Annotated in this window: 26 protein-coding genes; 19 read left to right on the forward strand and 7 right to left on the reverse strand. The window is 54.3% G+C overall.

From position 1 onward, the window contains the following. Positions 1-81: 81 nt before the first annotated feature. A complete protein-coding gene (locus tag ACXIZX_RS07595) occupies positions 82-372 on the forward strand; it encodes a hypothetical protein (protein ID WP_008102829.1) in 291 nt (96 codons plus the stop codon). A gap of 62 nt (positions 373-434) precedes the next feature. Then, complete coding sequence (locus tag ACXIZX_RS07600) at positions 435-701, forward strand: biofilm development regulator YmgB/AriR family protein (RefSeq protein ID WP_008102831.1); 267 nt, start codon at positions 435-437, stop codon at positions 699-701. Between the two features lie 35 nt (positions 702-736). Here ACXIZX_RS07600 and ACXIZX_RS07605 read toward each other — a convergent pair whose 3' ends face one another. The 6 genes from ACXIZX_RS07605 to ACXIZX_RS07630 form a co-directional block, all read right to left on the reverse strand. Next, the gene (locus tag ACXIZX_RS07605) at positions 737-997 is read right to left on the reverse strand and encodes a hypothetical protein (RefSeq protein WP_061716741.1); all 261 of its coding nucleotides are present in this window, start codon (positions 995-997) and stop codon (positions 737-739) included. 85 nt (positions 998-1082) lie between these two features. Further along, on the reverse strand, positions 1083-1892 hold the full coding sequence (locus tag ACXIZX_RS07610; protein ID WP_008102835.1) for a hypothetical protein: 810 nt from the start codon (positions 1890-1892) through the stop codon (positions 1083-1085). Beyond that, positions 1893-2090, reverse strand: a complete 198-nt coding sequence (locus ACXIZX_RS07615) for a hypothetical protein (RefSeq protein WP_008102837.1) — start codon at positions 2088-2090, stop codon at positions 1893-1895. 196 nt (positions 2091-2286) lie between these two features. Beyond that, complete coding sequence (gene fucO, locus ACXIZX_RS07620) at positions 2287-3438, reverse strand: lactaldehyde reductase (protein WP_258144968.1); 1152 nt, start codon at positions 3436-3438, stop codon at positions 2287-2289. A gap of 205 nt (positions 3439-3643) precedes the next feature. Beyond that, positions 3644-4327: an outer membrane protein gene (locus tag ACXIZX_RS07625; protein ID WP_479403875.1), complete on the reverse strand. Its 684-nt coding sequence runs from the start codon at positions 4325-4327 to the stop codon at positions 3644-3646. A 153-nt stretch (positions 4328-4480) separates the two neighbouring features. Further along, positions 4481-4771 (reverse strand): hypothetical protein, encoded by a 291-nt coding sequence (locus ACXIZX_RS07630; protein WP_036648001.1) that lies wholly within the window; start codon positions 4769-4771, stop codon positions 4481-4483. 539 nt (positions 4772-5310) lie between these two features. Here ACXIZX_RS07630 and otsB point away from each other — a divergent pair. The 15 genes from otsB (at position 5311) to cheZ (ending at position 22919) form a co-directional block, all read left to right on the forward strand. Next, positions 5311-6099, forward strand: coding sequence for a trehalose-phosphatase (gene otsB, locus ACXIZX_RS07635; protein WP_008102845.1), 789 nt, complete (start codon positions 5311-5313; stop codon positions 6097-6099). After that, on the forward strand, positions 6096-7535 hold the full coding sequence (gene otsA / locus ACXIZX_RS07640) for an alpha,alpha-trehalose-phosphate synthase (RefSeq protein WP_008102848.1): 1440 nt from the start codon (positions 6096-6098) through the stop codon (positions 7533-7535). Before otsB ends, otsA begins: the two co-directional genes overlap by 4 nt. 1070 nt (positions 7536-8605) lie before the next feature. After that, the gene (gene flhD, locus ACXIZX_RS07645) at positions 8606-8956 is read left to right on the forward strand and encodes a flagellar transcriptional regulator FlhD (protein WP_008102850.1); all 351 of its coding nucleotides are present in this window, start codon (positions 8606-8608) and stop codon (positions 8954-8956) included. Further along, complete coding sequence (gene flhC / locus ACXIZX_RS07650; protein ID WP_008102852.1) at positions 8956-9534, forward strand: flagellar transcriptional regulator FlhC; 579 nt, start codon at positions 8956-8958, stop codon at positions 9532-9534. Before flhD ends, flhC begins: the two co-directional genes overlap by 1 nt. A 132-nt stretch (positions 9535-9666) precedes the next feature. Further along, positions 9667-10554 carry a flagellar motor stator protein MotA gene (gene motA, locus ACXIZX_RS07655; RefSeq protein WP_007891047.1) on the forward strand — a complete coding sequence of 296 codons (888 nt, stop codon included), beginning with the start codon at positions 9667-9669 and terminating at the stop codon, positions 10552-10554. Then, positions 10551-11582 carry a flagellar motor protein MotB gene (gene motB / locus ACXIZX_RS07660; RefSeq protein ID WP_154194782.1) on the forward strand — a complete coding sequence of 344 codons (1032 nt, stop codon included), beginning with the start codon at positions 10551-10553 and terminating at the stop codon, positions 11580-11582. Before motA ends, motB begins: the two co-directional genes overlap by 4 nt. 10 nt (positions 11583-11592) lie before the next feature. Continuing rightward, positions 11593-13563: a chemotaxis protein CheA gene (gene cheA / locus ACXIZX_RS07665; protein WP_179451784.1), complete on the forward strand. Its 1971-nt coding sequence runs from the start codon at positions 11593-11595 to the stop codon at positions 13561-13563. A 22-nt stretch (positions 13564-13585) separates the two neighbouring features. Further along, positions 13586-14083, forward strand: coding sequence for a chemotaxis protein CheW (gene cheW, locus ACXIZX_RS07670; RefSeq protein ID WP_008102858.1), 498 nt, complete (start codon positions 13586-13588; stop codon positions 14081-14083). A gap of 168 nt (positions 14084-14251) precedes the next feature. Continuing rightward, complete coding sequence (locus ACXIZX_RS07675) at positions 14252-15931, forward strand: methyl-accepting chemotaxis protein (protein WP_479403876.1); 1680 nt, start codon at positions 14252-14254, stop codon at positions 15929-15931. Positions 15932-16249: 318 nt separating this feature from the next. Continuing rightward, positions 16250-17911 carry a methyl-accepting chemotaxis protein gene (locus ACXIZX_RS07680; protein WP_479403877.1) on the forward strand — a complete coding sequence of 554 codons (1662 nt, stop codon included), beginning with the start codon at positions 16250-16252 and terminating at the stop codon, positions 17909-17911. Positions 17912-18137: 226 nt separating this feature from the next. After that, the gene (locus ACXIZX_RS07685) at positions 18138-19814 is read left to right on the forward strand and encodes a methyl-accepting chemotaxis protein (RefSeq protein ID WP_479403878.1); all 1677 of its coding nucleotides are present in this window, start codon (positions 18138-18140) and stop codon (positions 19812-19814) included. A gap of 103 nt (positions 19815-19917) precedes the next feature. Continuing rightward, complete coding sequence (gene cheR, locus ACXIZX_RS07690) at positions 19918-20793, forward strand: protein-glutamate O-methyltransferase CheR (protein WP_061716730.1); 876 nt, start codon at positions 19918-19920, stop codon at positions 20791-20793. Further along, positions 20790-21839, forward strand: a complete 1050-nt coding sequence (locus tag ACXIZX_RS07695) for a protein-glutamate methylesterase/protein-glutamine glutaminase (protein WP_008102868.1) — start codon at positions 20790-20792, stop codon at positions 21837-21839. Before cheR ends, ACXIZX_RS07695 begins: the two co-directional genes overlap by 4 nt. A 39-nt stretch (positions 21840-21878) precedes the next feature. Beyond that, the gene (gene cheY / locus ACXIZX_RS07700; protein ID WP_008102871.1) at positions 21879-22268 is read left to right on the forward strand and encodes a chemotaxis response regulator CheY; all 390 of its coding nucleotides are present in this window, start codon (positions 21879-21881) and stop codon (positions 22266-22268) included. Between the two features lie 9 nt (positions 22269-22277). After that, complete coding sequence (gene cheZ, locus ACXIZX_RS07705; RefSeq protein WP_008102872.1) at positions 22278-22919, forward strand: protein phosphatase CheZ; 642 nt, start codon at positions 22278-22280, stop codon at positions 22917-22919. Between the two features lie 73 nt (positions 22920-22992). Here cheZ and ACXIZX_RS07710 read toward each other — a convergent pair whose 3' ends face one another. Further along, positions 22993-23811: a DeoR/GlpR family DNA-binding transcription regulator gene (locus ACXIZX_RS07710; protein WP_061716729.1), complete on the reverse strand. Its 819-nt coding sequence runs from the start codon at positions 23809-23811 to the stop codon at positions 22993-22995. A 376-nt stretch (positions 23812-24187) separates the two neighbouring features. Here ACXIZX_RS07710 and ACXIZX_RS07715 point away from each other — a divergent pair, with 376 nt between their 5' ends. Both ACXIZX_RS07715 and ACXIZX_RS07720 read left to right on the forward strand, forming a co-directional pair. Then, positions 24188-24985 carry a GolD/DthD family dehydrogenase gene (locus tag ACXIZX_RS07715; RefSeq protein WP_061716728.1) on the forward strand — a complete coding sequence of 266 codons (798 nt, stop codon included), beginning with the start codon at positions 24188-24190 and terminating at the stop codon, positions 24983-24985. 63 nt (positions 24986-25048) lie between these two features. Further along, the gene (locus ACXIZX_RS07720) at positions 25049-25984 is read left to right on the forward strand and encodes a D-ribose ABC transporter substrate-binding protein (RefSeq protein ID WP_008102877.1); all 936 of its coding nucleotides are present in this window, start codon (positions 25049-25051) and stop codon (positions 25982-25984) included. Positions 25985-26014: the final 30 nt, after the last annotated feature.

The following is a 26014-nucleotide window of genomic DNA, read 5'->3' on the forward strand; positions in this document are numbered from 1 at the left end:
TACTCTGAATACGCTCCCACACTGGCTTCGCCCCGCACCGGGGCGAAGCGGCGATCAGAGATTCGTTATGAATGATTCGTTATGAATAGAAGTGAACAGCAGAAAATAATCGATGAAATTATTGGCGAAGCCGCGCTGGCGTTGCTGCAGCAGCCGGGTCCCGTTAATACTCAGGCGCTGATGGATCAGCTGACGCTGATGAAACAGCAGAGCACCGATGACGAACAGCGTGCAGCGATTACTGCCGCCATCACCGATGTGCGCAACAGCATTTCGGCGGGGAAAAAACTGCGCGAAGAGCAGCCGCAAAGAGATAACGTTCTCCAGCTGTTTGGTCATAACCAGCAGTCTGGCAACAATCGTAAACATTGACCGATTGGCTCGCGTTTAGGACATAGCAATGCGGGCACACACGCAATCACGGGACTGGAATCATGTCGGAAAATCACAACCTCTATGCTGCACTGCCTGATACCGAGTTGGCAGAGCATTTTCGCAATGCAGACAGTACGTTAAGAAACGAAGCTGCCGTATTGGATAGGGTTATCCGCCACGTGCTGGCCACGGAAGGGCGCGTCAGTAATAAATCGATTATTCTTTGTCTGATTATGGCGCTGGAAACCGCAGAAAGTGATGCTGAAGCCGATGTGCTGCGCAAAACGCTGGAAATTGTGGTGGGCTATACGCCTGACGACGCCTGATATTTTCCGCTGTCCCCCACGCGGGGACAATGTCATTACTCCTTCCCTGAGAGAGCCAACCGGCGTTTTGCTTTACCAATGTTAATTCTGTGTAACCAAGTGCGAAACTGTTTTAACTGAATATGTGACGCAATCTCAGTAGAAAGCGTGCAAATATAAAGTTGACTTTGGGTATGATTATTGGTGCCGGTGGCGTAAATTTCGCTTTTATTATCACGCTGTTGTAATTCTATTCCTGTGAAGTGTAAATCCCCCCACAGCTGAAGAGTGGCCTCGAACTTTTTAAAGTCCATCATGATTACCTTATTATTTTGACTTATTATGGAGTATTGCTGGCTCGGTACAACATAAATAATTAAGCCAGCATCTTTGATTATTAAATTATGGATAGTCGCGTTTAGGCGCAGACTTCCGGATCCATTTGCGTTTATTACCGCTTTGCTTATCCATGGCTAATGCGCTGGCGCTAGCCGGATCAAACAGCGACAAACTTTCTATTTGATGCACCATAATCACTTTGCGAAACTCAAGGGCACTTTTCGGTGACGAAGAGAAATCGATGTCGTGATTGTGGTACCACTTGCTGTAATTATGCTCGATCGCCAGATTGAGCGTGCGTGAATCGCGATAGCCGCTCAGCATCGGGATCAACACAATATTGGCGGTATTGGCATACTCAAAGGTCGCCGCGTGAATCATGCCGATATAGATACGGCGCGATTTCAGCGTAACCCACGCCAGTTCGCCTTCTTCCATACACTGCAGCAGCAACTGTTCGATGCCGTTGGAGCGTGAAAGGCGCTGATACAGCTCTTTGCGCCCACCGGCGTTGAGCCGGGCGCTCACCGCCCAATTGGAGCGATACATACAGAACAGAATGGCAAAGGCCAGCATCAAGACCACCGGCGCCTGAATGCCTAAAAAACTCCACGTCATGAAATCGACGTTCCAGTGCACATTTTCTGCCGAAGTCAGGGCAAAGGCATTGTTCACACCGGATGCGGCCAGCAGAATTAGCCAGATAATGGCGGTTGCCAGCACGCCTTGCAGTACAAATATGCAGCCATACAGTGCAATAAGAAAATAGACATCCCAGCCAAAAGAGCGCTTAATTTTCAAACGGCTCGACATGTCGCGGCTAGTATACCAATAACCGCATACCATCATTACCATAAATATCGCCGTGCCCATTTAAATATCCTTTAATGTGCTGACATGATGGGCAAAATCGCGCTGTACTTCAGGACTCAATGGATTAACCGAAGCGTTACCGTCTTCATCAATAATAATTCTGTCACCTTCCTCAATCGATTCCTGAATGTCCTGGCGCGTCATGACTTGCACTAATGATTCTGGACTACCAAAAAGAGAGGTTAAAAAGCCAAACATAGCAGGATCCTTTATATTTCATATCAACATGAACTATGGCACATCCTGCAAAGAGAACGCCTCACAACCGAATATTAAGCAAAATTTCCAGATTTATCTGCCGATAGAAGTCGCGTGATTGGCGATAAACAGGGAATAACCGATGCGGCTAATAACAGGCAATGCTGTTCATGCAGCATTGCCTAATTAACATTAATCAGAACAGTTCACGATAAAGCGATCTAATCATCTCAACGCTGCACTCACGTGGATTGCCCGGCGTACACACATCAGCGAAGGCGGCGGCGGCGAGCGCATCCACATCCTGCTCCTGCATACCGATATCACGCAGTCTGAGCGGAATACCGATATCGTGGTTCAGGGTGATCACCGCATCAATCGCCAGCGCACGTGCGTCGGCTAATGAACAGGCATAGGCACCTTCCATGCCAAGCGCATGCGCGATAGCGCGGTACTTCTCGCCGGTATGCTCAGCATTGAACGCCATGATGTGCGGCAGCAGGACTGCATTGGCGATGCCGTGCGGCGTGCCATAAAACGCGCCCAGCGGATGCGCCATACCGTGCACCAGACCTAATCCGACATTCGAGAAGCCCATTCCGGCGATGTACTGACCCAGCGCCATATCGGCAACGCCCGCCGGCACGCCTTTGACCGAGTCACGCAGCGAGCGGCCAATAATTTCGATTGCCTTGAGATGGAACATGTCGGTGAGCTCCCACGCACCGCGCGTGATGTAGCCTTCAATGGCGTGGGTCAGCGCATCTACACCGGTCGCCGCTTTCAGGCTGGCGGGCATGCTGGCCATCATGTCGGGATCGATGATGGCAATCGCCGGAATATCGTGCGGGTCGTAGCAGACGAACTTGCGCTTCTTCTCTTCATCGGTGATGACGTAATTGATGGTCACTTCCGCTGCGGTACCCGAAGTAGTCGGTACCGCAATGATCGGTACGGAAGGATTACGTGTGGCAGCACCGCCTTCCAGCATGCGCACATCGCTGAACTCGGGATTGGCAATCATCATGCCGATGGCTTTGCAGGTATCCTGCGGCGAGCCGCCGCCCACGGCGATCAGATAATCGGCACCCGAACGACGAAAAGCATCGACGCCCGCATGCACCACATCAACGGTGGGATTAGGAATCACTTCATCATAGATTTCGAAACTGAGGTCGTGCTGCGCCAGCAGATCGGTAATGCGGGTGGCGACCGAAAACTTGATCAAATCCTTGTCGGTGACCACCAACGCTTTAGTAAAACCGCGTTTGTGAATCTCATCGACAATCGAATTAATCGCGCCCGCACCGAAATAAGCGGTCTCATTGAGGATCATTCTGTTAATCATGTTAATTACCTTCACGTAGATGCCAGATTTAAGTTTTTTCGATTAAATTCATCAAGATAAGAAGATTTAACCTGATCTAGATCTACGGGGTAATCGGCGGGCAGGTATTGAGATTTCTCAATAAAAACGTGGTTTCCGCAGGGCTGGAATTTCGCGGGCAAACTTCCCCCAACGCGAGATCAGGGGAAGGGGAGAAATTAACGCATCAGAACAAATAGCGTACGCCCAGCGTAAACTGGTTCTCAACCAGATGGGCTTTCATTTGCTCATCCTTATAACCACGGGCATTGACGAAGTTGTTATAGCCGCTCTCAATCTTGCCCATATCTACGTAGCGATAGCCGACGTCGATGGCGATGCGATCGATCGGTGCGTAACTCAAACCGGCACCAATGCTGTAGGTGAGATTGTTTTGCGTGCTTGAGGCGTACTCACGCGATGGCACGCCTTGCCAGCCGCCCGCTTTGATTTTGCTCACGCCCACGCCAGCGGTGCCGTACAGCGAAATGTTATAGCCGAGCTCGATATCACGATAGAGGTTGAACATCAGGCGCTGAACGTCAGTTTGCAGATGGTTATAGCTGGTGGCGAAGGTGGATGAACCGCTGGTGAACTCCGCGCTTTGGCCAAAGGTGTATTCACCTTCGGTGCGCCAGCCGTTGCCCCATTGATAACCGAGCGCCAGCGCGGCAGTGGCCTGATGCGCCTTCTCGTTACCCGCAACAAACTGGCCCACGCCCGGACGCGCGCTGGTGTTCATCTCTTTAGCATTCTGTTGATTTTGCAGATATTTCGCCGAAGCGTAATAGCCTTGATTCACATCCGCCGCTATGGCCGAACCGGCGATGATCATCAAGGGCAGCGCGCAGCATAGTTGTTTTAATTTCATCTGAATCCATTCTCTTCGTCAGGTGGAAAGGAGGAACGTGGCTGTTCCTGATGACGAATCATAGGTAATGCGAGAGGGGGAAAACATGCGGTTGAATACGCAGGGAAATAGGTAGAACTACGCAGGAAACGCGCCGGCGAACCGGCGCAACAATCACAAACCTAAACGCAGGGTCTCGGCACGCTTTGCGGTGTCGTAGACATATTGCAGCATCGGTTCCAGATCGGTGTCGGGCCCGGAGCTGATGATCTTGGCGCGCAGCCACTCAATCTCGCTGGTGATATCCGGCGGGAAAATGGTGTTGTTCTGCGCATTACGCAGCCATTTCAGCAGGAAATTATTCTTGCCGCGCACGCCGCCAGACTTCTTAGTTTTGGCGTTGATTTTCAGGGCGACCAGAATGCAGTAATAGAAGTGAACGCGTTGGCTGTAACTCTGCGGGATCATCGTCGTTCACCCGCCATGACATATGAAAAATGTGATGTCGATCGGTTTTCCATCATCCGGATTCCTGCCTGAATGGATCTAAAAGCCGTGATCTATGCGGTTCAGGGCTCTATTTCCGCGCTGTAGCCGCACGGTAAACGCACCATATGATAATCCGCGCGGCGGATGCAAGTCGGCATAATCCGGGAATTGAGGCGGGAGAAGGGCGTAATACTGCCACAAATAAGCGAAGCGGTTGAAAAACCCGTGAGGCGATTCTTTTGCGGCATAACCCCTAAAACTGCCACTTATCCTATAGCGAAGCCGCATGAATCTGGCAATATCGTGATCTGCGTCTACACTTAAAGCTGACGATGTTCGCAGTCAGCCTGGCGAGTGAGTTCAAATGATGTTTGTTTGTGGAGAGTTATCTATCGAAATTCCGTGTTGTCTGCAAAACCTCCTCGCACACACTTCTGCGGTTGTAACCGCCTCGATCGCCCAGCCAGCCTCCGAACATCCTGTGATGGTAAATTCCACAAGACAGGAGAAGAGTCGTGACCCCCGCGGTTAATCAGAACAGCACCTTGCCGTCGTTAAGTGGCGGACTTTATGCCTTCTTTTTTGATGTCGACGGCACGCTGGCAGCGATTCAGTCGCAGCCCGAGTCGGTCTCCATTCCCGCCTCGGTACGCCAGCTCCTGCAACAAATTTCCAATCTCAGCCACGGCGCAGTCGCGCTGGTTTCCGGACGTCCGATTGCGCAACTTGATGCCTTAGTGGCACCGCTCGAAGCACCCGCCGCTGGCGTGCACGGTGCAGAACGCCGTGATGCGGCGGGACGTGTACATCGCCATAGCTTGCCGGGCGATGTGGCGCAAACGCTGCAAACCGAACTGCAGCAGACGCTGGATCAATGGCCGAATACGCTTTTAGAAGTGAAAGGCATGGCGTTTGCGCTGCACTATCGCAATGCGCCGCAGTATGAAAACGCCATCATGCAGCTGGCCGAAGACGCCGTCGCACGCTTTCCCGAGCTGGCGCTGCAGCCAGGCAAATGCGTGGTGGAACTGAAGCCGCAAGGCATCGATAAAGGTGCCGCCGTGCGTGAATTTATGCAGGAAGCGCCCTTTGCCGGACGCATTCCGGTATTTGTGGGAGACGACCTGACAGACGAAAAAGGATTCCTCGCGGTCAACGCCATGCAGGGCATTTCTGTCAAAGTCGGTGAAGGGGCCAGCCATGCACGTTATCGCCTCGACAGCGTTGAGGCCGTATGGCACTGGCTTGAACAACTATTATTACAACTAGAACATGACAATGTGGGTAAGGAGTTTAGGTTATGAGTCGTTTAGTCGTCGTATCTAACCGTATCGCGATTCCCGATGGTAGCAAGGCCAGCGCAGGCGGGCTTGCTGTCGGTATTTTGGATGCTCTGCGAGATACCGGAGGATTATGGTTTGGCTGGAACGGAGAGATCAGCGAATTCTCGGGCGAAGAGGAAGATGAAGAACTTTCGCAGATCGAAAAAGACGGCATTACCTATGCGTCACTGCCGCTGAATCAAAACGATTACGATCAATATTATCTCCAGTTCTCCAATACCGTGATTTGGCCGGCTTTCCACTATCGTCTCGATCTGGTGCAGTATCAGCGCGAAGCCTGGGATGGCTATTGCCGCGTCAACACCTTGCTGGCACAGCGCCTTAAACCGCTGCTCAAGCCTGACGATATTCTGTGGATCCACGATTACCATCTGCTGCCGTTTGCCGCCGAGCTGCGCAAACAGGGCATTAATAACCGCATCGGATTCTTTCTGCATATCCCGTTCCCAACGCCTGAGATCTTCAACGCGTTGCCGCCGCATCAGGAACTGCTGGAGATGCTGTGCGACTACGATCTGCTGGGTTTCCAGACAGAATCCGACCGCGTTGCCTTCCTCGATAGCCTGAGCCAGCTGACGCAGTTGCAGAATAAAGGAGAGAAGAAGCATCGCGCCTTCGGTAACACCTTTATGACCGAGGTCTATCCGATTGGTATTGAGCCGGACACCATTAAAGAGATGGCGGAAGGGCCGTTGCCACCGAAAATGGCGGCGATGAAACGTGATTTGGGCGATCTGCAGAACATCATCGCCTGCGAGCGTCTGGATTACTCCAAAGGATTGCCGGAGCGCTTCCTCGCCTTTGAAGCCTTGCTGGCGAATTTCCCGCAGCACCGCGGCAATGTTCGCTACTCGCAAATTGCGCCCACCTCGCGCGGCGACGTGCAGGCTTATCAGGACATCCGTCACCAGCTGGAAACGGAAGCGGGGCGCATCAACGGTAAATACGGCACGCTAGGCTGGACGCCGCTCTATTACCTCAATCAGCACTTTGATCGCCGTCTGTTAATGAAGATCTTCCGTCTCACCAACGTGGGCTTGATTACGCCACTGCGTGACGGCATGAATCTGGTGGCGAAAGAGTATGTGGCCGCGCAGGACCCGGATAATCCTGGCGTGCTGGTATTGTCTCGCTTTGCCGGTGCAGCCAATGAGCTGACGTCGGCGCTGATCGTTAATCCATATGATCGTGATGAAGTGGCAGCGGCGCTGGACCGCGCGTTGACCATGCCGCGTACCGAACGTATTTCGCGTTATAACGACATGATGGCGGTGTTGCGCAAACAGGATATTTCGCACTGGCGCGAAAGCTTCCTGAAAGATTTAAATACATTGCCGGTACGCAGTGACGATCACGGCACGGCAAATAAAGTCGCTACCTTTCCGAAATTAGCGTAACGCGCACTCAACAAGTAGGGTCGCCATTAATGGCGACCTTTTTTCCAAAAACTCCCAGCCATCAATGACAATCTCCTCACCAAAAAACTTCCCGCCATTACGCCACCGATCGCCACCGCATTTCTGCTTCACTGCACAGCGTTTTCACGCGCCATCCTAACTTCACGAAATCGATTTCATTTCTTTAAGCGCTAATGCGCTGACTCATCAGCAAAAAGCGCACATTTTGGTTAAAAAGCACGCAATCGAAAGGCCAAAAAAGCTTTTTTTCATCTCAACCCTAAAGATCTCAGGTGGTACGCCGATAGTAATCGCGTAGCAAACCGAAAAAACACCGATTCATTCATTTCTCTAATGTAACGCTCTGTTACATCCCCTGCCGTGCGCTAAACACTCCCTACAATCCATTGACAGTTCCCAGGCGCTCTACGCCCAGTCTTCACGCTTCGCTAGCGTCTCGCTTTACGGCACATGGGCAATATTCCCTGTAAGTGATTAATTTAGAAGCGAATAGTTTCGCGCTAATTCAGAGTATTATGCTGCATATAATTCTTTATATGGCGCGTTATAGCACTCTAATTCCAACAAAACAGATATCTGATCGTGTGGTAATGACAATCTTCCGCAGAGCCTAAAATCCGCCTTACTTCAGCAAAATATTAAAGAAATAATCAGAAATCGCGCAAAAAACAGACAACAGAAAAGCGATGCTGAAGGGTTAGCGAAAAAATTTGCCTTAAAAGTGTGACGCAGATCACACTTTATCTAAAATTTCGCGCCACTCACGTTGTATGTCGAAATCAGACGATATAGATTTGCCTTGTTTTCAGATTAGTCTTAAAAAACTGTAAGCAGACGTCACGGAAGATGGTTACTACTCAAGCAAAGAATGGCCTGGAGTTTTGATTACTACTGATCAGTGTCCTGACGGGAAGTGAAACAGTTAGGTACGCGTTGGCTCAAGCCTGATTATTTTTTGCCATCTTTAGATTTACCAACCAGCAGCCCGAACCATAGAACAATTTAATTCTGTGGCCGTATATGTGTCGCGTCTATCAGGATGGAAAAAAATGGGTACATCAGAATTACTAAAACATATATATGACATCAATCTGTCATATTTGCTTCTTGCTCAGCGTTTAATTAACCAGGAAAAAGCTTCAGCAATGTTTCGTTTAGGCATCGATGAATCGATGGCTGATGCATTGTCGCAATTAACCTTACCTGAAATGGTAAAATTAGCGGAAACCAATCAACTGGTTTGCCAGTTCCGTTTTACCGATCACAACCATATTAATCGTCTGACTCAAGAGTCACGCGTGGATGACTTGCAGCAAATCCACACCGGTATTTTATTATCCAGCCGCCTGCTGCGGAATGCGTCTAAAGATGACGTCTCCGCGAAGAAGAGGGCAGTTTAATGACCGAAAAAAGTATTGTTCAGGAAGCGCGCGATATTCAGCTGGCAATGGAGCTGATTACGTTGGGCGCACGACTGCAAATGCTGGAGAGTGAAACGCAGCTGAGCCGTGGTCGCCTGATTAAACTGTATAAAGAACTGCGTGGTGCTCCACCACCGAAAGGCATGCTGCCATTCTCTACTGATTGGTTCATGACCTGGGAACAAAACATCCACTCTTCTATGTTCTGTAACGCCTGGCAGTTCCTGCTGAAAACCGGCTTGAACAGTGGCGTTGAAGCGGTAATCAAAGCTTATCGCTTGTATCTTGAGCAGTGTCCGCAATCGGACGAGGGCCCGCTGTTGGCGCTAACGCGTGCATGGACCCTGGTGCGATTCGTTGAAAGCGGCATGCTGGAACTTTCTGACTGTAAGTGCTGTGGTGGAAGCTTTATTAACCACGCGCACCAGCCCGTCGGCAGCTTTGTCTGCAGCCTGTGCCAGCCGCCATCACGTGCCGTAAAAAGACGTAAACTTTCTGCAGATTCTGCCGATACCTTTCCACAACTGCTGGATGAACAGGTTAAACGCGCCGTTTAAGTTTGTTCGCATCGTGGAAAACATCCAGCAGCGGTTAATACCGCTGCTTTTTTTTTGCCTGCGATAAACGAATAACACCTGCGGCTCTCTGGCTTAACTTCCATCAACACGTTACGGACGTAAGGATTTTTTGTGCTGATAATTCTGGGTTATATCGTGGTCGTCGGCTCCGTGTTGGGCGGCTACGCGATGGTCGGCGGACATTTAGGCGCGCTATATCAACCGGCGGAGCTGATCATTATCGGCGGTGCCGGTATTGGTGCTTTTTTAGTCGGCAATAATGGCAAATCGATTAAGAAAACATTAAAAGCGCTGCCATTGTTAATGCGCGGCTCGAAATATAACAAAGCGGTATACATGGATTTAATGGCGCTGCTGTATCGCCTGATGGCGAAATCGCGTCAGCAAGGCATGTTGTCATTAGAACGCGACATTGAAGATCCCAGCCAGAGTGAAATTTTCGCTAACTATCCGCGTATTTTGTCCGATAAACAGTTAGTCGATTTTATTACCGATTATTTGCGTTTAATGGTCAGCGGAAATATGAACGCTTTTGAAATCGAAGCGTTGATGGATGAAGAGATCGAGACCTACGAGCACGAGTGCGAAGTACCAGCGCAAAGTATATCGGCGGTAGGTGATGGCTTACCGGCTTTCGGTATTGTCGCGGCGGTAATGGGCGTGGTGCACGCACTGGCATCAGCCGACCGTCCGGCGGCCGAACTGGGTGCGTTAGTAGCCCACGCGATGGTCGGTACCTTCCTCGGAATTTTGCTGGCTTACGGCTTTATTTCTCCGCTGGCGTCGGTGCTGCGTCAGAAATGTGCCGAAACCACCAAGATGATGCAGTGCGTGAAGGTGACGTTGCTCTCCAGCCTCAATGGTTACGCGCCGCAAATCGCCGTGGAATTTGGTCGTAAAACGCTGTACTCCGCCGAGCGTCCATCGTTCTCAGAGTTGGAAGAGCACGTGCGTAACGCCAAGAACCCGGCGAAACAAACTTCGGATGAGAATTCATGAAAGCAGGCAATCGCCCCATTGTGCTGGTTAAAAAGCGCAAACATAAAGGTCACCATGGGAGCCACGGTTCGTGGAAGATTGCCTATGCCGACTTTATGACGGCGATGATGGCGTTCTTTATGGTGATGTGGTTGCTCTCCATCTCCAGCCCCAAAGAGTTGGTCCAAATTGCGGAATACTTCAAAACGCCGTTGAAAGTGGCGTTAACCGGCGGTCAGCGCAGCAGCGACAGCGAAAGCCCGATCCCTGGCGGCGGAGACGATCCGACGCAGCAGAAGGGTGAAGTAAAGAAGATTGTCGATATGGATGCGCAGAAGAAGAAGCTGGAGGAGATCCGTCTGAATCGCCTGCGTGAAAAGCTCGACCAGTTGATTGAAGCCGATCCGCGTCTGAAAGCGCTGCGTCCGCACCTGATTATCAACATGGTGGAAGAGGGACTGCGCATTCAGATTATCGATAGCCAGAACCGCCCGATGTTTAAAACCGGCAGCGCGGACGTGGAGCCTTACATGCGCGACATCCTGCGCACTATCGCGCCGGTACTGAATGATATCCCGAACAAAATCAGCCTCGCGGGTCACACCGATGATTTCCAGTATGCCAACGGCGACCGTGGCTACAGCAACTGGGAACTGTCGGCGGATCGTGCCAATGCCTCACGGCGCGAGCTGGTGATTGGTGGCCTCGACGGCGCCAAAATGCTGCGTGTGGTCGGTATGGCCGACACCATGAAGCTGAAAAACCGTGGTGCTAATGATGCAGTCAACCGCCGCATTAGCCTGCTGGTGTTGAATCACGACACCGAAGCGGCGATTGAAAAAGAGAATGCCGAGAGCGATGCCGTTCAGGTAAGCGACCCGGCGCAAATTATTCCCGACATTACCGCACCCGCTGTACCGGCTGCGTCGACTGCCCCAACAGGTTCCACTGCGACACCGGCTGCGCCGGCTGCTGCAACGGCACCTGCGGCAGCGGCGACGCCCGCGGCGAGCGCGGTGACACCAGACCAACCCTCACAGCCGAGGTGATCCCGTGAGCATGGACATCAGCGATTTTTACCAGACGTTTTTCGATGAAGCCGATGAGCTGTTAGCGGATATGGAGCAACACCTGTTGGGACTTGATCCCCAGGAGCCCGATTCCGAGCAGTTGAATGCCATCTTCCGCGCCGCCCACTCCATCAAGGGCGGAGCCGGTACGTTTGGCTTTACGGTTTTACAGGAAACCACCCACATCCTGGAAAACATTCTGGATGGTGCGCGCCGCGGCGAGATGCAGCTCAGCACCGATATCATCAACCTGTTTTTGGAAACCAAAGATATTATGCAAGAACAGCTCGATGCCTATAAAACGGCGCAGGAGCCGAATGCAGAAAGCTTTAAATACATCTGCGAAGCGCTGCGTCAGCTGGCACTGGAAGCGAAAGGCATTGCGCCTGAAGTACCGAAAGTGGCCGAAGTGGTTGAGATTGCTGCAGCCGTTGTCGCCAGCGGTCTGCGCCTGCAACTGGTTGACCTGAAAGAGAAAGAGCCGGAGCTGATGCTGGAAGAGCTCGGCAATCTTGGCACCGTCAGCAACGTGGTGAAAGGCGCCAATTCGCTGGAAGTCACCATTGATGGCGTCGGCAAAGATGACATCGTAGCGGTGCTGTGTTTTGTGCTGGATGAAGCACAGATTCACTTCCCGACAGGCGCAGCGGCAGTTACCGAAGCGCCGGTAGCGGAAGTGGCTGCCGAAGCGGTGCAAACCGCCACCGTGACCGATATTACGCCAGCGGTGAAACGTGAACCTAAGCGTGCCGCCGCACCGGCTAAAGGCAGCGAATCCAGCAGCATCCGCGTGGCCGTGGAGAAAGTTGACCAGCTGATTAACCTGGTTGGCGAACTGGTGATCACCCAATCGATGCTGGCGCAACGCTCCGGCGCGCTGGATCCGGTGGCGCACGGCGACCTGCTGAACAGCATGGGTCAGCTGGAGCGTAATGCCCGCGATCTGCAGGAATCGGTGATGTCGATTCGTATGATGCCGATGGAGTATGTCTTCAGCCGCTTCCCGCGTCTGGTGCGCGATCTGGCCAGCAAGCTGGGCAAAGAAGTGGAACTGACGCTGCTCGGCAGCTCGACCGAACTGGATAAGAGCCTGATTGAGCGCATCATCGATCCGTTAACGCATCTGGTGCGTAACAGCCTCGATCACGGCATCGAAACCCCGGAAAAACGTCTGGCCGCGAATAAAACCGCCGTCGGCAACCTGACGCTGTCTGCGGAACACCAGGGTGGCAACATCTGCATCGAAGTGATCGATGACGGTGCCGGTCTGAACCGCGAACGTATTCTGGCGAAAGCGCTGTCGTCTGGTCTGCCGGTCAGCGACAGCATGAGCGACGAAGAAGTCGGCATGCTGATCTTCGCGCCGGGCTTCTCCACCGCCGAGCAGGTCACCGACGTGTCGGGCCGTGGCGTGGGCATGGACGTAGTGAAACGTAATATTCAGGAGATGGGCGGTCACGTCGAAATCTCTTCGAAGCAGGGCAAAGGCACCACCATTCGCATCCTGCTGCCGCTGACGCTGGCGATCCTTGACGGCATGTCAGTGCGCGTGGCTAACGAAGTGTTCATTCTGCCGCTCAACGCGGTGATGGAATCGCTACAGCCGACCGCCGAAGAGTTGAAACCGCTGGCCGGTGGCGAGCGCGTGCTGGAAGTGCGTGGCGAATATCTGCCGCTGGTGGAGTTGTGGAATGTGTTTGAGGTGCAGAATGCTAAAACCGACGCCACGCAAGGCATCGTGGTGATTCTGCAAAGCGCAGGCCGTCGCTATGCGCTGCTGGTCGATCAGCTGATTGGTCAGCATCAGGTGGTAGTGAAAAACCTTGAAAGCAACTATCGCAAAGTGCCGGGCATCTCTGCCGCCACCATTTTGGGCGATGGTAGCGTGGCGCTGATTGTGGATGTCTCAGCACTGCAATCGTTGAACCGTGAAAAGCGTGTGGCCGGTGCCGCAGCGTAATAGATAACGAAAGGGTAAAAAAATGACTGACATGGCAACCGTGACCAAAATCGCTGGCGAAACCGTGGGCCAGGAATTCTTAGTTTTCACACTGGGTGACGAAGAGTACGGCATCGACATTCTGAAAGTGCAGGAGATTCGTGGTTACGATCAGGTAACCCGCATCGCTAACACGCCGGAATTCATCAAAGGCGTGACCAACCTGCGCGGCGTGATCGTGCCAATCATCGACCTGCGCGTGAAATTCTCGCAGCCGGATGTGGTGTACAACGAAAACACCGTGGTGATCGTGCTGAATCTTGAGCATCGTGTCGTGGGCATCGTGGTCGATGGTGTTTCTGACGTGCTGTCGCTGACGCAAGAGCAGATTCGCCCTTCACCGGAGTTCGCCGTCACCATGTCCACCGAGTACCTGACCGGTCTGGGTGCGTTGGGTGAACGTATGCTGATTCTGGTCGACATCGAAAAGCTGCTGAGCAGCGAAGAGATGGCGCTGGTGGATAACCTGCGTACCGCATAATCCCCGCAACGGGCCGCGCTGCTGCGGCCCGTTATCATCACGCGAGTGAATTAATTCCTTACAAATCAACAACAAAACCGCCAAAAACCTCTGCAATACCCCTCAATATTCTCCGCCTTTGGTCGATAACTGATCTGTACCATTTTTCTTCATTTTCCAGGGCAAACTATGTTTACGAGAATCCGCGTGGTCACCAGCTTATTGCTGGTGTTGTTGGTGTTTGGCTTTTTACAGCTGGCATCCGGCTCACTGTTTTTCAAAGCGTTAAGCGATGACAAAAACAGTTTTAACGTTTCACAACTGGCGAGCAAAAACACTGCCGCCATCAACGACGCCTACATGAGCCTCAATCAGAGCCGTGTGGTGTTAACCCGCATTCAGCTGCGTATGGCAACCAGCAAACTCACCGGCAGCGAAGCGGATATCGCCGGTTTATATGACGACAGCAAAGCCTTCCAGAAAGACGCCGCCGATAACTACCAGCTGTTTAAAGCCACGCCGGACACGCCGGGACAGAATGCCGCGCTGAATAAACGTGTGGATGAAACCTATACCGCCTATGCCAGCGCGCTGGGCCAGTTGCACGATGCGCTGGTGGCAAAAGATCTCGATCAGGCAGCCAAAGCGCCGGTTGCGCCGAGTCAAAATGCCTTCCTGAAAGAGTATCGCCAGTGGCGTGCCGATCAGGATCGCCTGACCGCTGCGGGCGTCGAAGCCAACAGCTCAGCCTACGAACACATGATTTGGCTGCTAGGCGCGGTGTTGGCGATTGTGGTGGCGGTGATTGTGCTGTGCTGGTTTGGCATGCGCAAAATCCTCATCAAGCCGCTTAATGAGAACATCCAGCATATTCAGCACATTGCGCAGGGCGATTTGACGCAGAGCATCGCGGTTGAAGGGCGCAACGAAATGAGCCAGCTAGCGGAAAGCCTGCATGAGATGCAGCAGTCGCTGGTGCGTACGGTAAGTGATGTGCGTGACGGTTCGGATGCCATCTTTACCGGAGCAAGCGAAATCTCTGCGGGCAACAACGATCTCTCGGCACGTACCGAAGAGCAGGCGGCTTCACTGGAGCAAACCGCCGCCAGCATGGAACAGCTAACTGCCACCGTGAAGCAGAACGCCGAAAACGCGCGTCAGGCGTCGCAGCTGGCGCTGAGCGCCTCCGAAACCGCACAGAAGGGCGGCGACGTGGTGCAAGGCGTGGTGCGCACCATGAGCGACATCGCCGGCAGTTCGAAGAAGATCGCCGACATCACAAGCGTGATCGATGGCATCGCTTTCCAGACCAATATCCTGGCGCTGAACGCGGCGGTAGAAGCGGCGCGTGCCGGTGAGCAGGGCCGAGGCTTTGCGGTGGTCGCCGGTGAAGTGCGTAATCTGGCGCAGCGCAGCGCGCAGGCGGCTAAAGAGATTAAAGGGTTGATTGAAGATTCCGTCCAGCGTGTGAACAGCGGATCTGAACTGGTTGGCACCGCCGGTGAAACCATGAGCGATATCGTTAATGCGGTGACGCGCGTCACTGACATCATGGGCGAAATTGCCTCGGCGTCGGATGAGCAGAGCCGTGGTATCGATCAGGTCGGTCAGGCGGTAACGGAGATGGATCGCGTGACGCAGCAGAACGCCTCGCTGGTGGAGGAGTCGGCGGCGGCTGCAGCATCGCTGGAAGAGCAGGCCAGCCGCCTGAGCCAGTCGGTGGCAGTGTTCCGCGTACCGCGCGCGGCGCAGGAGCAGCCGCAGGCCAAAGCCGGCGTACGTCATCCGCAGATCGCACCACCAACGCTGGGCACACCGCGTAAAGCGGTGACTGCGGCGGCGGGGGACAGCAACTGGGAGACGTTTTAAGTTTTGGAGTTGTCGGTCCCTCACCCTAACCCTCTCCCACACGTGGGAGAGGGAACTGTCCGAGCCAGCATGTGGCAGCGTCTCCCTCTCCCGCCTGCGGGAGAGGGCCGGGGTGAGGGACAACCCACAACACCCAATGCGCCTTTATCGCTAACCCGATAAAAGGCGCATTTTTTTTACTGTTAATTTCTTTAGTTATAAAACACTGCAATCATGCTCAAACGCAGAGTTTTAATTCGTAAAGTAGCTTAAGCACCCTGAAATATTCAGATTACCGGTCGATAACTGGGGGAGCCGAAACGCATCCCTGGAGAACCCATGTTAAAACGAATCAATGTAGTGACCAGCCTCATCGCCGTATTGCTGGTTTTTGGCGCTTTACAATTACTGTCGGGTGGCCTGTTCTGGTCCGCCTTACAAAAAGATAAAGAGGCGTTTGCGGTAGCGCAGATCTCCTCCAACAACGTCGGCGCGATGTCTGATGCCTGGATTGAACTGAACCAAACCCGCACGGTGCTCAACCGCGCCATGTTGCGTATGCAGGGCACCATGGCCGCGCAGGCGAATGGCGGCCAGCTGGCGGCGTTAATTGCGCAAACTGAAAAGCAGCTCAATGTGGCTGCCGGTCACTATCAACGCTACTACGACTTACCGGCCACGCCGGGCTTGCCGGAAGCGCTGCGCGATAAGCTGGAAGCGAACTACGCTGCCTTTAACGACGGATTGAAAGCCATGCTGGATCGCCTGAAAGCCAACGATCTGCAAGGCATGTTTGCGCAGAACATCGAAGCGAAACAGGTGGCGATGAAAGCCACTTACGAAGAGTGGCGGACTGAGCAAAGCAAACTGGCGGCAGAAGGCGTGGCGCAAAACCAGCGCGCCTTCCAGACCATGATGTGGTTGCTGGCGTCCGTGGCGCTGGTGGTGGTGGCGGTGATTGTTGGCTGCTGGTTTGGTCTGCGTAGCGTGCTGATTCAGCCGTTGCATCAGCTGCTGGCGCATATTCGTCATATCGCTGCTGGCGATCTCACGCAACAAATCGTGGTGGAAGGGCGCAATGAAATGAGCCAGCTGGCCGGTAGCCTGCATGAAATGCAGCAGTCGCTGGTTAGCACCGTTGGTAATGTGCGTGACGGTTCCGATGCGATTTTCACCGGCGCCAGCGAAATCGCCGCCGGGAATAACGATCTCTCTGCGCGTACCGAAGAGCAGGCCGCCTCACTGGAGCAGACTGCAGCCAGCATGGAGCAGCTCACCGCGACGGTGAAACAGAACGCCGAAAATGCGCGTCAGGCATCGCAGCTGGCGCTTAGCGCGTCCGACACCGCGCGCAAGGGCGGCGAGGTGGTCGATGGCGTGGTGCGTACCATGCAGGATATTGCCGGCAGTTCGAAGAAGATCGCCGACATTATCAGCGTGATTGATGGCATCGCTTTCCAGACCAACATCCTGGCGCTGAACGCGGCGGTTGAAGCGGCGCGCGCCGGTGAACAGGGCCGTGGTTTTGCCGTGGTGGCAGGTGAAGTGCGTAACCTGGCACAGCGCAGTGCGCAGGCGGCGAAAGAGATCAAAGGCTTGATCGAAGACTCGGTGAACCGCGTCAACAACGGTTCGCAGCTGGTTGGCACCGCCGGAGAGACCATGAATGATATCGTCGGTGCCGTCACGCGCGTCACCGATATTATGGGCGAAATCGCCTCGGCATCGGATGAGCAGAGCCGGGGTATCGATCAGGTAGGACAAGCGGTGACCGAGATGGACCGCGTCACCCAGCAGAACGCCTCGCTGGTGGAAGAGTCCGCTGCTGCTGCTGCATCACTGGAAGAGCAGGCGAGCCGCCTGAGCCAGGCGGTATCGGTGTTCCGCATTCCACGCGCCGCGCAGGCGCAACCGAAGGCGAGCATGGTACGTCAGATCGCCAGCGCACCGCGCAAAGCGGCTGCCGCGCCGGTGAGTGACGGCAACTGGGAGACGTTTTAAGTTTTGAGTCGTTTGTCCCTCACCCCGGCCCTCTCCCGTAAACGGGAGAGGGAGACGCTGCCATATGTTAGCTCGATCAATTCCCTCTCCCGCCTGCGGGAGAGGGTTAGGGTGAGGGACAGCGAGCACCCATCTAACCCAAGCTGGTCCAACCCCTGCGAACACACATAAAGATCCCTCTTTGAGCGCCGATAACAGAGGCGATCCGCCAACCAATGAGGTGTTTATGTTTAGTCGTATTCGTGTTGTATCCGGCCTGCTGTGCGTGCTGGCGCTGTTTGCCTTACTGCAGCTGTTCTCCGGTGGAGTGTTCTACTCCACGGTCAAAGCCGATAAAGATAATTTTGCCTATAACCAGCGTCTTAGCACGCTGCAGCGGGCGATGGGCACCTCATGGGTATCGCTGGTTCAGGCGCGTAACACGCTGAACCGTGCGGGGATCCGTTACCTGCTGGACAGTCAGCAGGCTGGCTCAGGCGCAACCGTGAAAGATCTGGTGGCGCTGGCGAGTGAGGAGTTGAAGAACGCCGATCAGGGTTTTGCCGAATTTAACGCCAACCTGTCTGAAAAGGGCAAAAAGGCCGAGAACGTGCTAACGCTGCAGGCCAACTACAACGCCTATCGGGGTGCATTGGGTGAGTTGATCGATTTCCTCGGTAGCGGAAATTTCAAAGGATTTGTTGATCAGCCGACGCAGGGATTCCAGGACAAATTTGCCAAAGATTACAACGCGTGGCTGAGCTACAACATTGTGCTCGCCAATCAGGGCATTGAAGCCAATGACGCGGCGTATACCAAGTCCATCATGCTGGTGGTCGGCACGCTGCTGGTGACCTTGCTGGTGATTGCGCTGGTGTGGAGCGGCATGCGTACGGTGCTGATCCGTCCGCTGAAGCAGAGCATCGAGCACATTCGTCACATCGCGCGTGGCGATTTGACGCAGCAGGTCGACATCACGGTACGCAACGAAATGGGCGAGCTGCTCACCTCGGTGCAGGAGATGCAGCAAGAGCTGGCGCGGACGGTGCGTACCGTGCGTGACGGTTCCGATGCCATCTACACCGGTGCCAGCGAAATCGCCATGGGCAACAACGATCTCTCCTCGCGTACCGAGCAGCAAGCGGCCTCGCTGGAAGAGACCGCTGCCAGCATGGAGCAGTTGACCGCCACCGTGAAGCAGAACGCCGAAAATGCCCGTCAGGCGTCGCAGCTGGCGCTCACCGCCTCGGAAACCGCGCAGCAGGGCGGCAAAGTGGTAGATGGCGTGGTTACCACCATGAAAGAGATTACCGGCAGCTCGAAGAAAATCGCTGACATCATCAGCGTGATCGATGGCATTGCCTTCCAGACCAATATCCTCGCACTGAACGCCGCGGTAGAAGCTGCGCGCGCCGGTGAGCAGGGACGTGGATTTGCTGTGGTAGCGGGCGAGGTGCGCAGTCTGGCACAGCGCAGCGCACAAGCGGCGAAAGAGATTAAAGGATTGATCGAAGATTCGGTTAGCCGCGTCAACACCGGTTCTGTGCTGGTGGAGAGCGCCGGGAAAACCATGACCAACATCGTGAATGCGGTTACGCGCGTCACCGACATCATGGGCGAAATCGCCTCGGCGTCGGACGAGCAGAGCCGTGGTATCGATCAGGTCGGTCTGGCGGTGAACGAGATGGATCGCGTGACGCAGCAGAACGCCGCGCTGGTCGAAGAGTCTGCGACTGCGGCAGCGGCGCTGGAAGATCAGGCCAGCCGACTAAAACAGTCAGTTGCGGTGTTCAATATCGGTAAAGAATTTGTCGTTCAGGCCGTTAACGTATCTACAGCGGCAAAAAATTTGCGTTCCGGCACGCCAAAAGCACTGGCACCGGCAGGCGCACGTAGCACTGACGATAACTGGGAAACCTTTTAATCCTTATGGCCGCCGCAAGGCGGCCCATAAGAATGGCGCGACTGGCAGCACAGTAGCAACCGCAGTATCACAATTTAAACAGTTTGTTGCCGGGTGACCTGAAATGAAGAAATCGACGTTATTGGATCAAAATGAAGCGACCACGCTGCTGTCGCAAATGGTGCAGCGCTTACCGCTCTCAGATACGCATTTTCGTCGCATTAGCCAGCTGATCTATCAGCGCGCGGGTATTGTGCTGGCCGACCACAAACGCGAGATGGTTTACAACCGTTTGGTGCGTCGTCTGCGCATGCTGAATATTGATGACTTTGGCCGCTATCTGGCGCTGCTGGAGCAGGACCAAAACAGTGCGGAGTGGCAGGCGTTTATTAACGCGCTGACCACCAACCTGACCTCTTTCTTCCGCGAGGCGCATCACTTCCCGATCCTCGCGGATCATGCGCGTAAGCGCACGGGTAATTACAGCGTCTGGAGCACCGCCGCCTCAACCGGCGAAGAGCCGTACTCCATCGCCATGACGCTGGCGGAAACGCTGGGCACCGGTCCGGGTAAATTCCAGGTCCATGCCAGCGATATCGATACGCAGGTGTTAGAGAAAGCCGTGGCGGGCGTTTATCGCCAGGAAGAGCTACGTACGCTCTCGCAGTCACAGCTGCAGCGCTTTTTCCTGCGCGGCACCGGTCCGCACGAAGGCATGGTGCGCGTGCGTTCCGACCTCGCCAACATGGTGAACTATACGCAACTGAATTTACTGGCTAACGACTGGGCGTTGCCGGGTCCGTTCGACGCAATTTTCTGTCGCAACGTGATGATCTATTTCGATAAAGAGACGCAGGAGCAGATTCTGCGCCGTTTCGTGCCCCTGCTGAAACCCGGCGGTCTGCTGTTTGCCGGGCATTCCGAGAACTTTAGTCAGATCAGCAAAGAGTTCTGGCTGCGTGGACAGACAGTCTATGGACTGAGCAAGGAAAGACGATGAGCAAAATCACCGTGATGTGCGTGGATGACTCTGCGCTAATGCGACAGTTGATGACGGAAATCATCAACAGCCATCCCGATATGGAGATGGTCGCGAGTGCGCCAGATCCGCTGGTGGCGCGGGATTTAATCAAACAGTACAACCCGCAGGTGTTGACGCTGGATGTGGAGATGCCGCGTATGGATGGTCTCGATTTCCTCGAGAAGCTGATGCGCCTGCGTCCAATGCCGGTGGTGATGGTTTCTTCGCTGACCGGTAAAGGCTCCGAAGTGACGCTGCGCGCGCTCGAGTTAGGTGCGGTGGATTTTGTCACCAAGCCGCAGCTCGGCATCCGCGAAGGCATGCTGGCGTACAGCCAGATGATTGCCGATAAGATCCGCGCCGCCGCGCGCGCCAAGCTGCATGTGCGTGCCTCCACGCCGATGCCGGTGACGCTGAAAGCGGGTCCGCTGCTGAGCAGTGAAAAGCTGATCGCCATTGGCTCTTCTACTGGCGGTACCGAGGCGATTCGTCATGTGCTGCAGCCGCTGCCGGCGACCAGCCCGGCGCTGCTGATTACTCAGCATATGCCGCCTGGCTTTACCCGCTCGTTTGCCGAGCGTCTGAACAAGCTGTGCCAGATCACCGTGAAAGAAGCGGAAGACGGCGAGCGTATTTTGCCGGGCCACGCCTATATTGCGCCAGGCGCCATGCACATGGAGCTGGGCCGTAGCGGTGCCAACTATGTGGTGAAACTGAATGACGGTCCGCCAGTGAACCGACACAAGCCATCGGTGGATGTGCTGTTCCGTTCGGTGGCGGTGCACGCAGGACGAAATGCGGTGGGTGTAATTCTGACCGGGATGGGTAACGACGGCGCGGCCGGGATGCTGGAAATGCATCGCGCGGGCGCCTGGACCATCGCGCAGGATGAAGCCAGCTGCGTGGTATTTGGTATGCCGCGCGAAGCGATTGCGATGGGCGGCACCAGTGAAGTGGTCGATTTAGGCCACATCAGTCAGCACATGCTGGCGAAAATTAGCGCCGGACAGGCATTGCGAATTTAACGAGCCCGTCCTGCTGGACGAGACAACACGGGAGTAGATATGGCTGATAAAAATATGCGCTTTTTGGTGGTGGATGACTTCAATACGATGCGTCGTATCGTCCGTAACCTGCTGAAAGAGCTTGGATTCAATAACGTCGAAGAAGCAGAAGATGGCGTCGATGCCCTGACCAAACTGCGTGCCGGTGGCTTTGATTTCGTGGTTTCCGACTGGAACATGCCGAACATGGACGGTCTGGAGCTGCTGCAAACCATTCGTGCTGACGCCACGCTGAACAAACTGCCGGTGCTGATGGTGACCGCGGAAGCGAAGAAAGAGAACATCATCGCGGCCGCGCAGGCGGGCGCCAGCGGCTACGTGGTGAAACCGTTCACGGCGGCCACGCTGGAAGAGAAGTTAGGCAAAATATTCGAAAAACTGGGTATGTAAGGAGATGTGATGAGCGACCTTCCGAAATCAACCGAAGAAGCCTCGGCACACGACATTATTACCCGCATCGGCTCACTGACGCGCATGTTGCGTGACAGCCTGCGTGAGCTGGGGTTAGACCAGGCGATTGCTGAAGCGGCGGAAGCCATTCCTGATGCGCGCGATCGTCTGGATTATGTTGTGCAAATGACGGCGCAAGCGGCAGAACGTGCGTTGAACTGCGTTGATGCAGCGCAGCCACACCAGGACCAAATGGAAGCCGGCGCCAACCAGCTGAAAGGCCGTTGGGATGCGTGGTTTGAAAATCCGATTGAACTGACTGATGCGCGCGAGTTGGTTTCGGATACGCGCCAGTTCCTGACTGACGTTCCGGGACACACGTCGTACACCAATAAGCAGTTGCTCGAAATCATGATGGCGCAGGATTTCCAGGACCTGACCGGTCAGGTGATCAAGCGCATGATGGATGTGATCCAGGAGATCGAGCGTCAGCTGTTGATGGTGCTGCTGGAGAATATGCCAGAAGCCAACGCCGCGGCGCGTAAAGAGGGCAACAGCCTGCTGAACGGTCCGCAGATCCACGCCAATGCACCTGGCGTGGTGGCGAACCAGGATCAGGTTGATGACCTGCTGGATAGCTTAGGGTTTTAACGGTTAGTGAGCGGTCGGCATGAATGCCGACCCTACAAAACCGCGTAGGGTGGGCATTGATGCCCACCTGGTTTTACACCGCGCGCTTCTGCGCCAACGCCAATTGCGCCACCAACACTTCCACGCCTAAAGCCTCAAACGCCGCAACCTGCGCCGGAGAAATGCCGCTGTCGGTAATCAGATAGTGAATATGGCTCCAGTCACACGGCAGCGCGAACATCGACACCTTATCGATCTTGCTGGAATCCGCCACCACATACACGGTGTTGGCTGACTTGATCATCGCCATTTTCACCTTGATATCGGTCTCGCTGGGAAAGCTCAAACCCAGACGCGGCGAGATACAGGCCGTGGCAAGAAACAGCTTTTCCGCCAGCACGTTTTCGAAAAACGAAGCGGCTTTCTCGCCCGAGGTCGAAAGCGTCGGGAACTTGAACGTCCCACCGGTCAGCAAAATATTAATGCCCGGCTCGCCGCCCAGCTTCAGCGCAATATTCACCGCCGTAGTAATCACCGATAAACGACGAATATGGTTAATCGCCTCGGCAATCGCCGTGGTGGTGGTACCGGAATCGAAAATCACCGTATCGCCATTTTCTACATGCTGCGCGGCGAGTCGGCCAATCGCCTGTTTTTCTTCAAGATGCGTCTGACGCTCCAGCAACATTGCGCCGGTATTCTGCTTGCCGGTCATCAAGGTGGCGCCGCCGTGATAGCGCTGCACGTGCCCCTCTTGCTGCAACATGCGCAGGTCGGTGCGAATGGTGGCTTCGGTCAGGCCGAAGGTGTCGGTTAGCGCTTTAACCGTGACTGTGCCGTCTTCGCGGATCATCTCCAGAATCTTCTCACGGCGCTGCTGCATATCAGCCAGCTGCTCAGTTTTGCTTTTCAATCGAAATGCTCCCTCTTTCCAATCACGGTCTGGTTTCGCCAATAAGGAAACCCGAGCTGATTTTACTCTGCGTTTTGGGCATTTGCGAGGCAGCTTCCACAATCATTCATTTTCGAACGAAAATAATCATCTGCTATGCGATTGATTTCGCAGAAAGCCACTAGCAGCTCTCTCCATGTAATAAATTCAGTGATTTGCACAAAGTTAATAAAATCATGAGGATAATTTTTCTTGTTGCGATTTGTATGAAATTTGATCTCCTCCACAAACCATTATTAAACGATAGCTTATATTTTTGTTCGAAAATGATATTTACCAAAACGATAACCCGGCCAGCCGTAACCAGAGCCGCCGTACACCATTATGGAGAGAGACGATGAGTGGGGAATATGACGTTAACCTGCGCTACGGCGTGAACATTGAGCAGGATTTAACCGGCAAAGTGGCGGTGGTCACCGGCGGGCTAGGCGGGATTGCGATGGCCAGTAACGCCATGCTGCTGGAGAAGGGCGCACGGCTGGCGCTGCTCTATCCGCCCTTCGAAAGCGACAAAGTGGCTGGCGTGCAGGATCAGTTTGCTGCCGATCGTGTGCTGCTGGTGTGCTGCGACGTGACCGATCCAGCCTCGGTTGAAGCGGCATTTGATAACGTCGAACAGCATTACGGCAAGATTGATATCCTGGTGAACTGCGCGGGCTACGTGATGTTGCAACCGGTGTTAGAAACCGATTTTGCCGAGTGGCAGAAGCAGATCGACGTCAATCTTACCGGACCTTTCCTCTGCTCACAGGCGGCCGGTAAACGCATGGTGCGCGCCGGTAACGGCGGCAAAATTATTAATATCGCCTCGCAGGCCGCTTCCATCGCGATCGATAACCACGTTGCCTACACCTCGGCCAAAGCCGGTCTGCTCGGCATGACCAAAGTGATGGCTAAAGAGTTCGCTCCCTATCGCATCAACGTTAATACCTTATCGCCCACCGTGGTGCTGACGCCGATGGGTGAAAAAGCCTGGCGCGGCGAGAAGGGCGAGCAGATGAAAAAGCTGATCCCACTCGGACGCTTTGCCTATACCGACGAAATCGCCGCCGCAGTGCTGTTCTTCGCCAGCAACGGTAGCGACATGATCACCGGCGCAGATTTAATGATCGACGGTGGCTTTACCATCTGGTAAGCCGCGCCAACACCAGAACGGCTGACCCTGCGTGACCCAATATAACAATGAGAGAACCTCACCATGAAAAAACGTACCCTGCTGTTAACTGCCATTGCCAGTTGCATGATCTCCCAAGCCAGTTTCGCTGCCGATAAAGGCACCATCATGATTCTGGTGAACTCGCTGGATAACCCGTATTACGCCTCCGAAGCCAAAGGTGCCAACCTCAAAGCGCAGCAGCTGGGCTATAAAACCAGCGTGCTGTCGCATGGCGAAGATGTGAAAAAACAAAGTGAACTGATTGATGCCGCCATCGGCAAAAAGGTGCAGGGCATCGTGCTGGATAACGCCGACTCCACCGCCAGCGTGGCCGCCATCAAAAAAGCCAAAGATGCCGGCATTCCGGTGGTGCTGATCAACCGTGAAATTCCGGTAGACGACGTGGCGCTGGCGCAAATCACCCACAACAACTTCCAGGCCGGATCTGACGTGGCCAACGTGTTTGTCGAGAAGATGGGGGAAAAGGGCAGCTACGCGGAACTTACATGTAACCTCGCCGACAACAACTGCGTGACGCGCTCTAAATCCTTCCATCAGGTGCTCGACCAATATTCAGACATGAAAAGCGTCGCGCGTCAGGATGCCAAAGGCACGCTGATTGACGGCAAACGCATCATGGACAGCATTCTTCAGGCGCATCCGGATGTGAAAGGGGTGATCTGCGGTAACGGTCCGGTGGCGCTGGGCGCGATTGCGGCCCTGAAAGCGGCGGGCCGTAACGACGTCATCGTGGTGGGCATTGACGGCAGCAATGATGAACGTGACGCGGTGGAAAAAGGCGATTTGAAAGCCACGGTGATGCTGCAGGCCCAAGCCATCGCCGCGCAGGGCGTGACCGACCTCGACAACTTTATCCAGAAAGGCACCAAGCCTGAGAAGCAACGCGTGATGTTCCGCGGCATTCTCATCACGCCAGACAACGCCAAAGGCGTGCAGGACTTTAACTTCAAGTCGTAATCAATGCGGTGCGCCCGTCTATCGGGCGCC

Source organism: Candidatus Pantoea symbiotica (assembly GCF_056491525.1).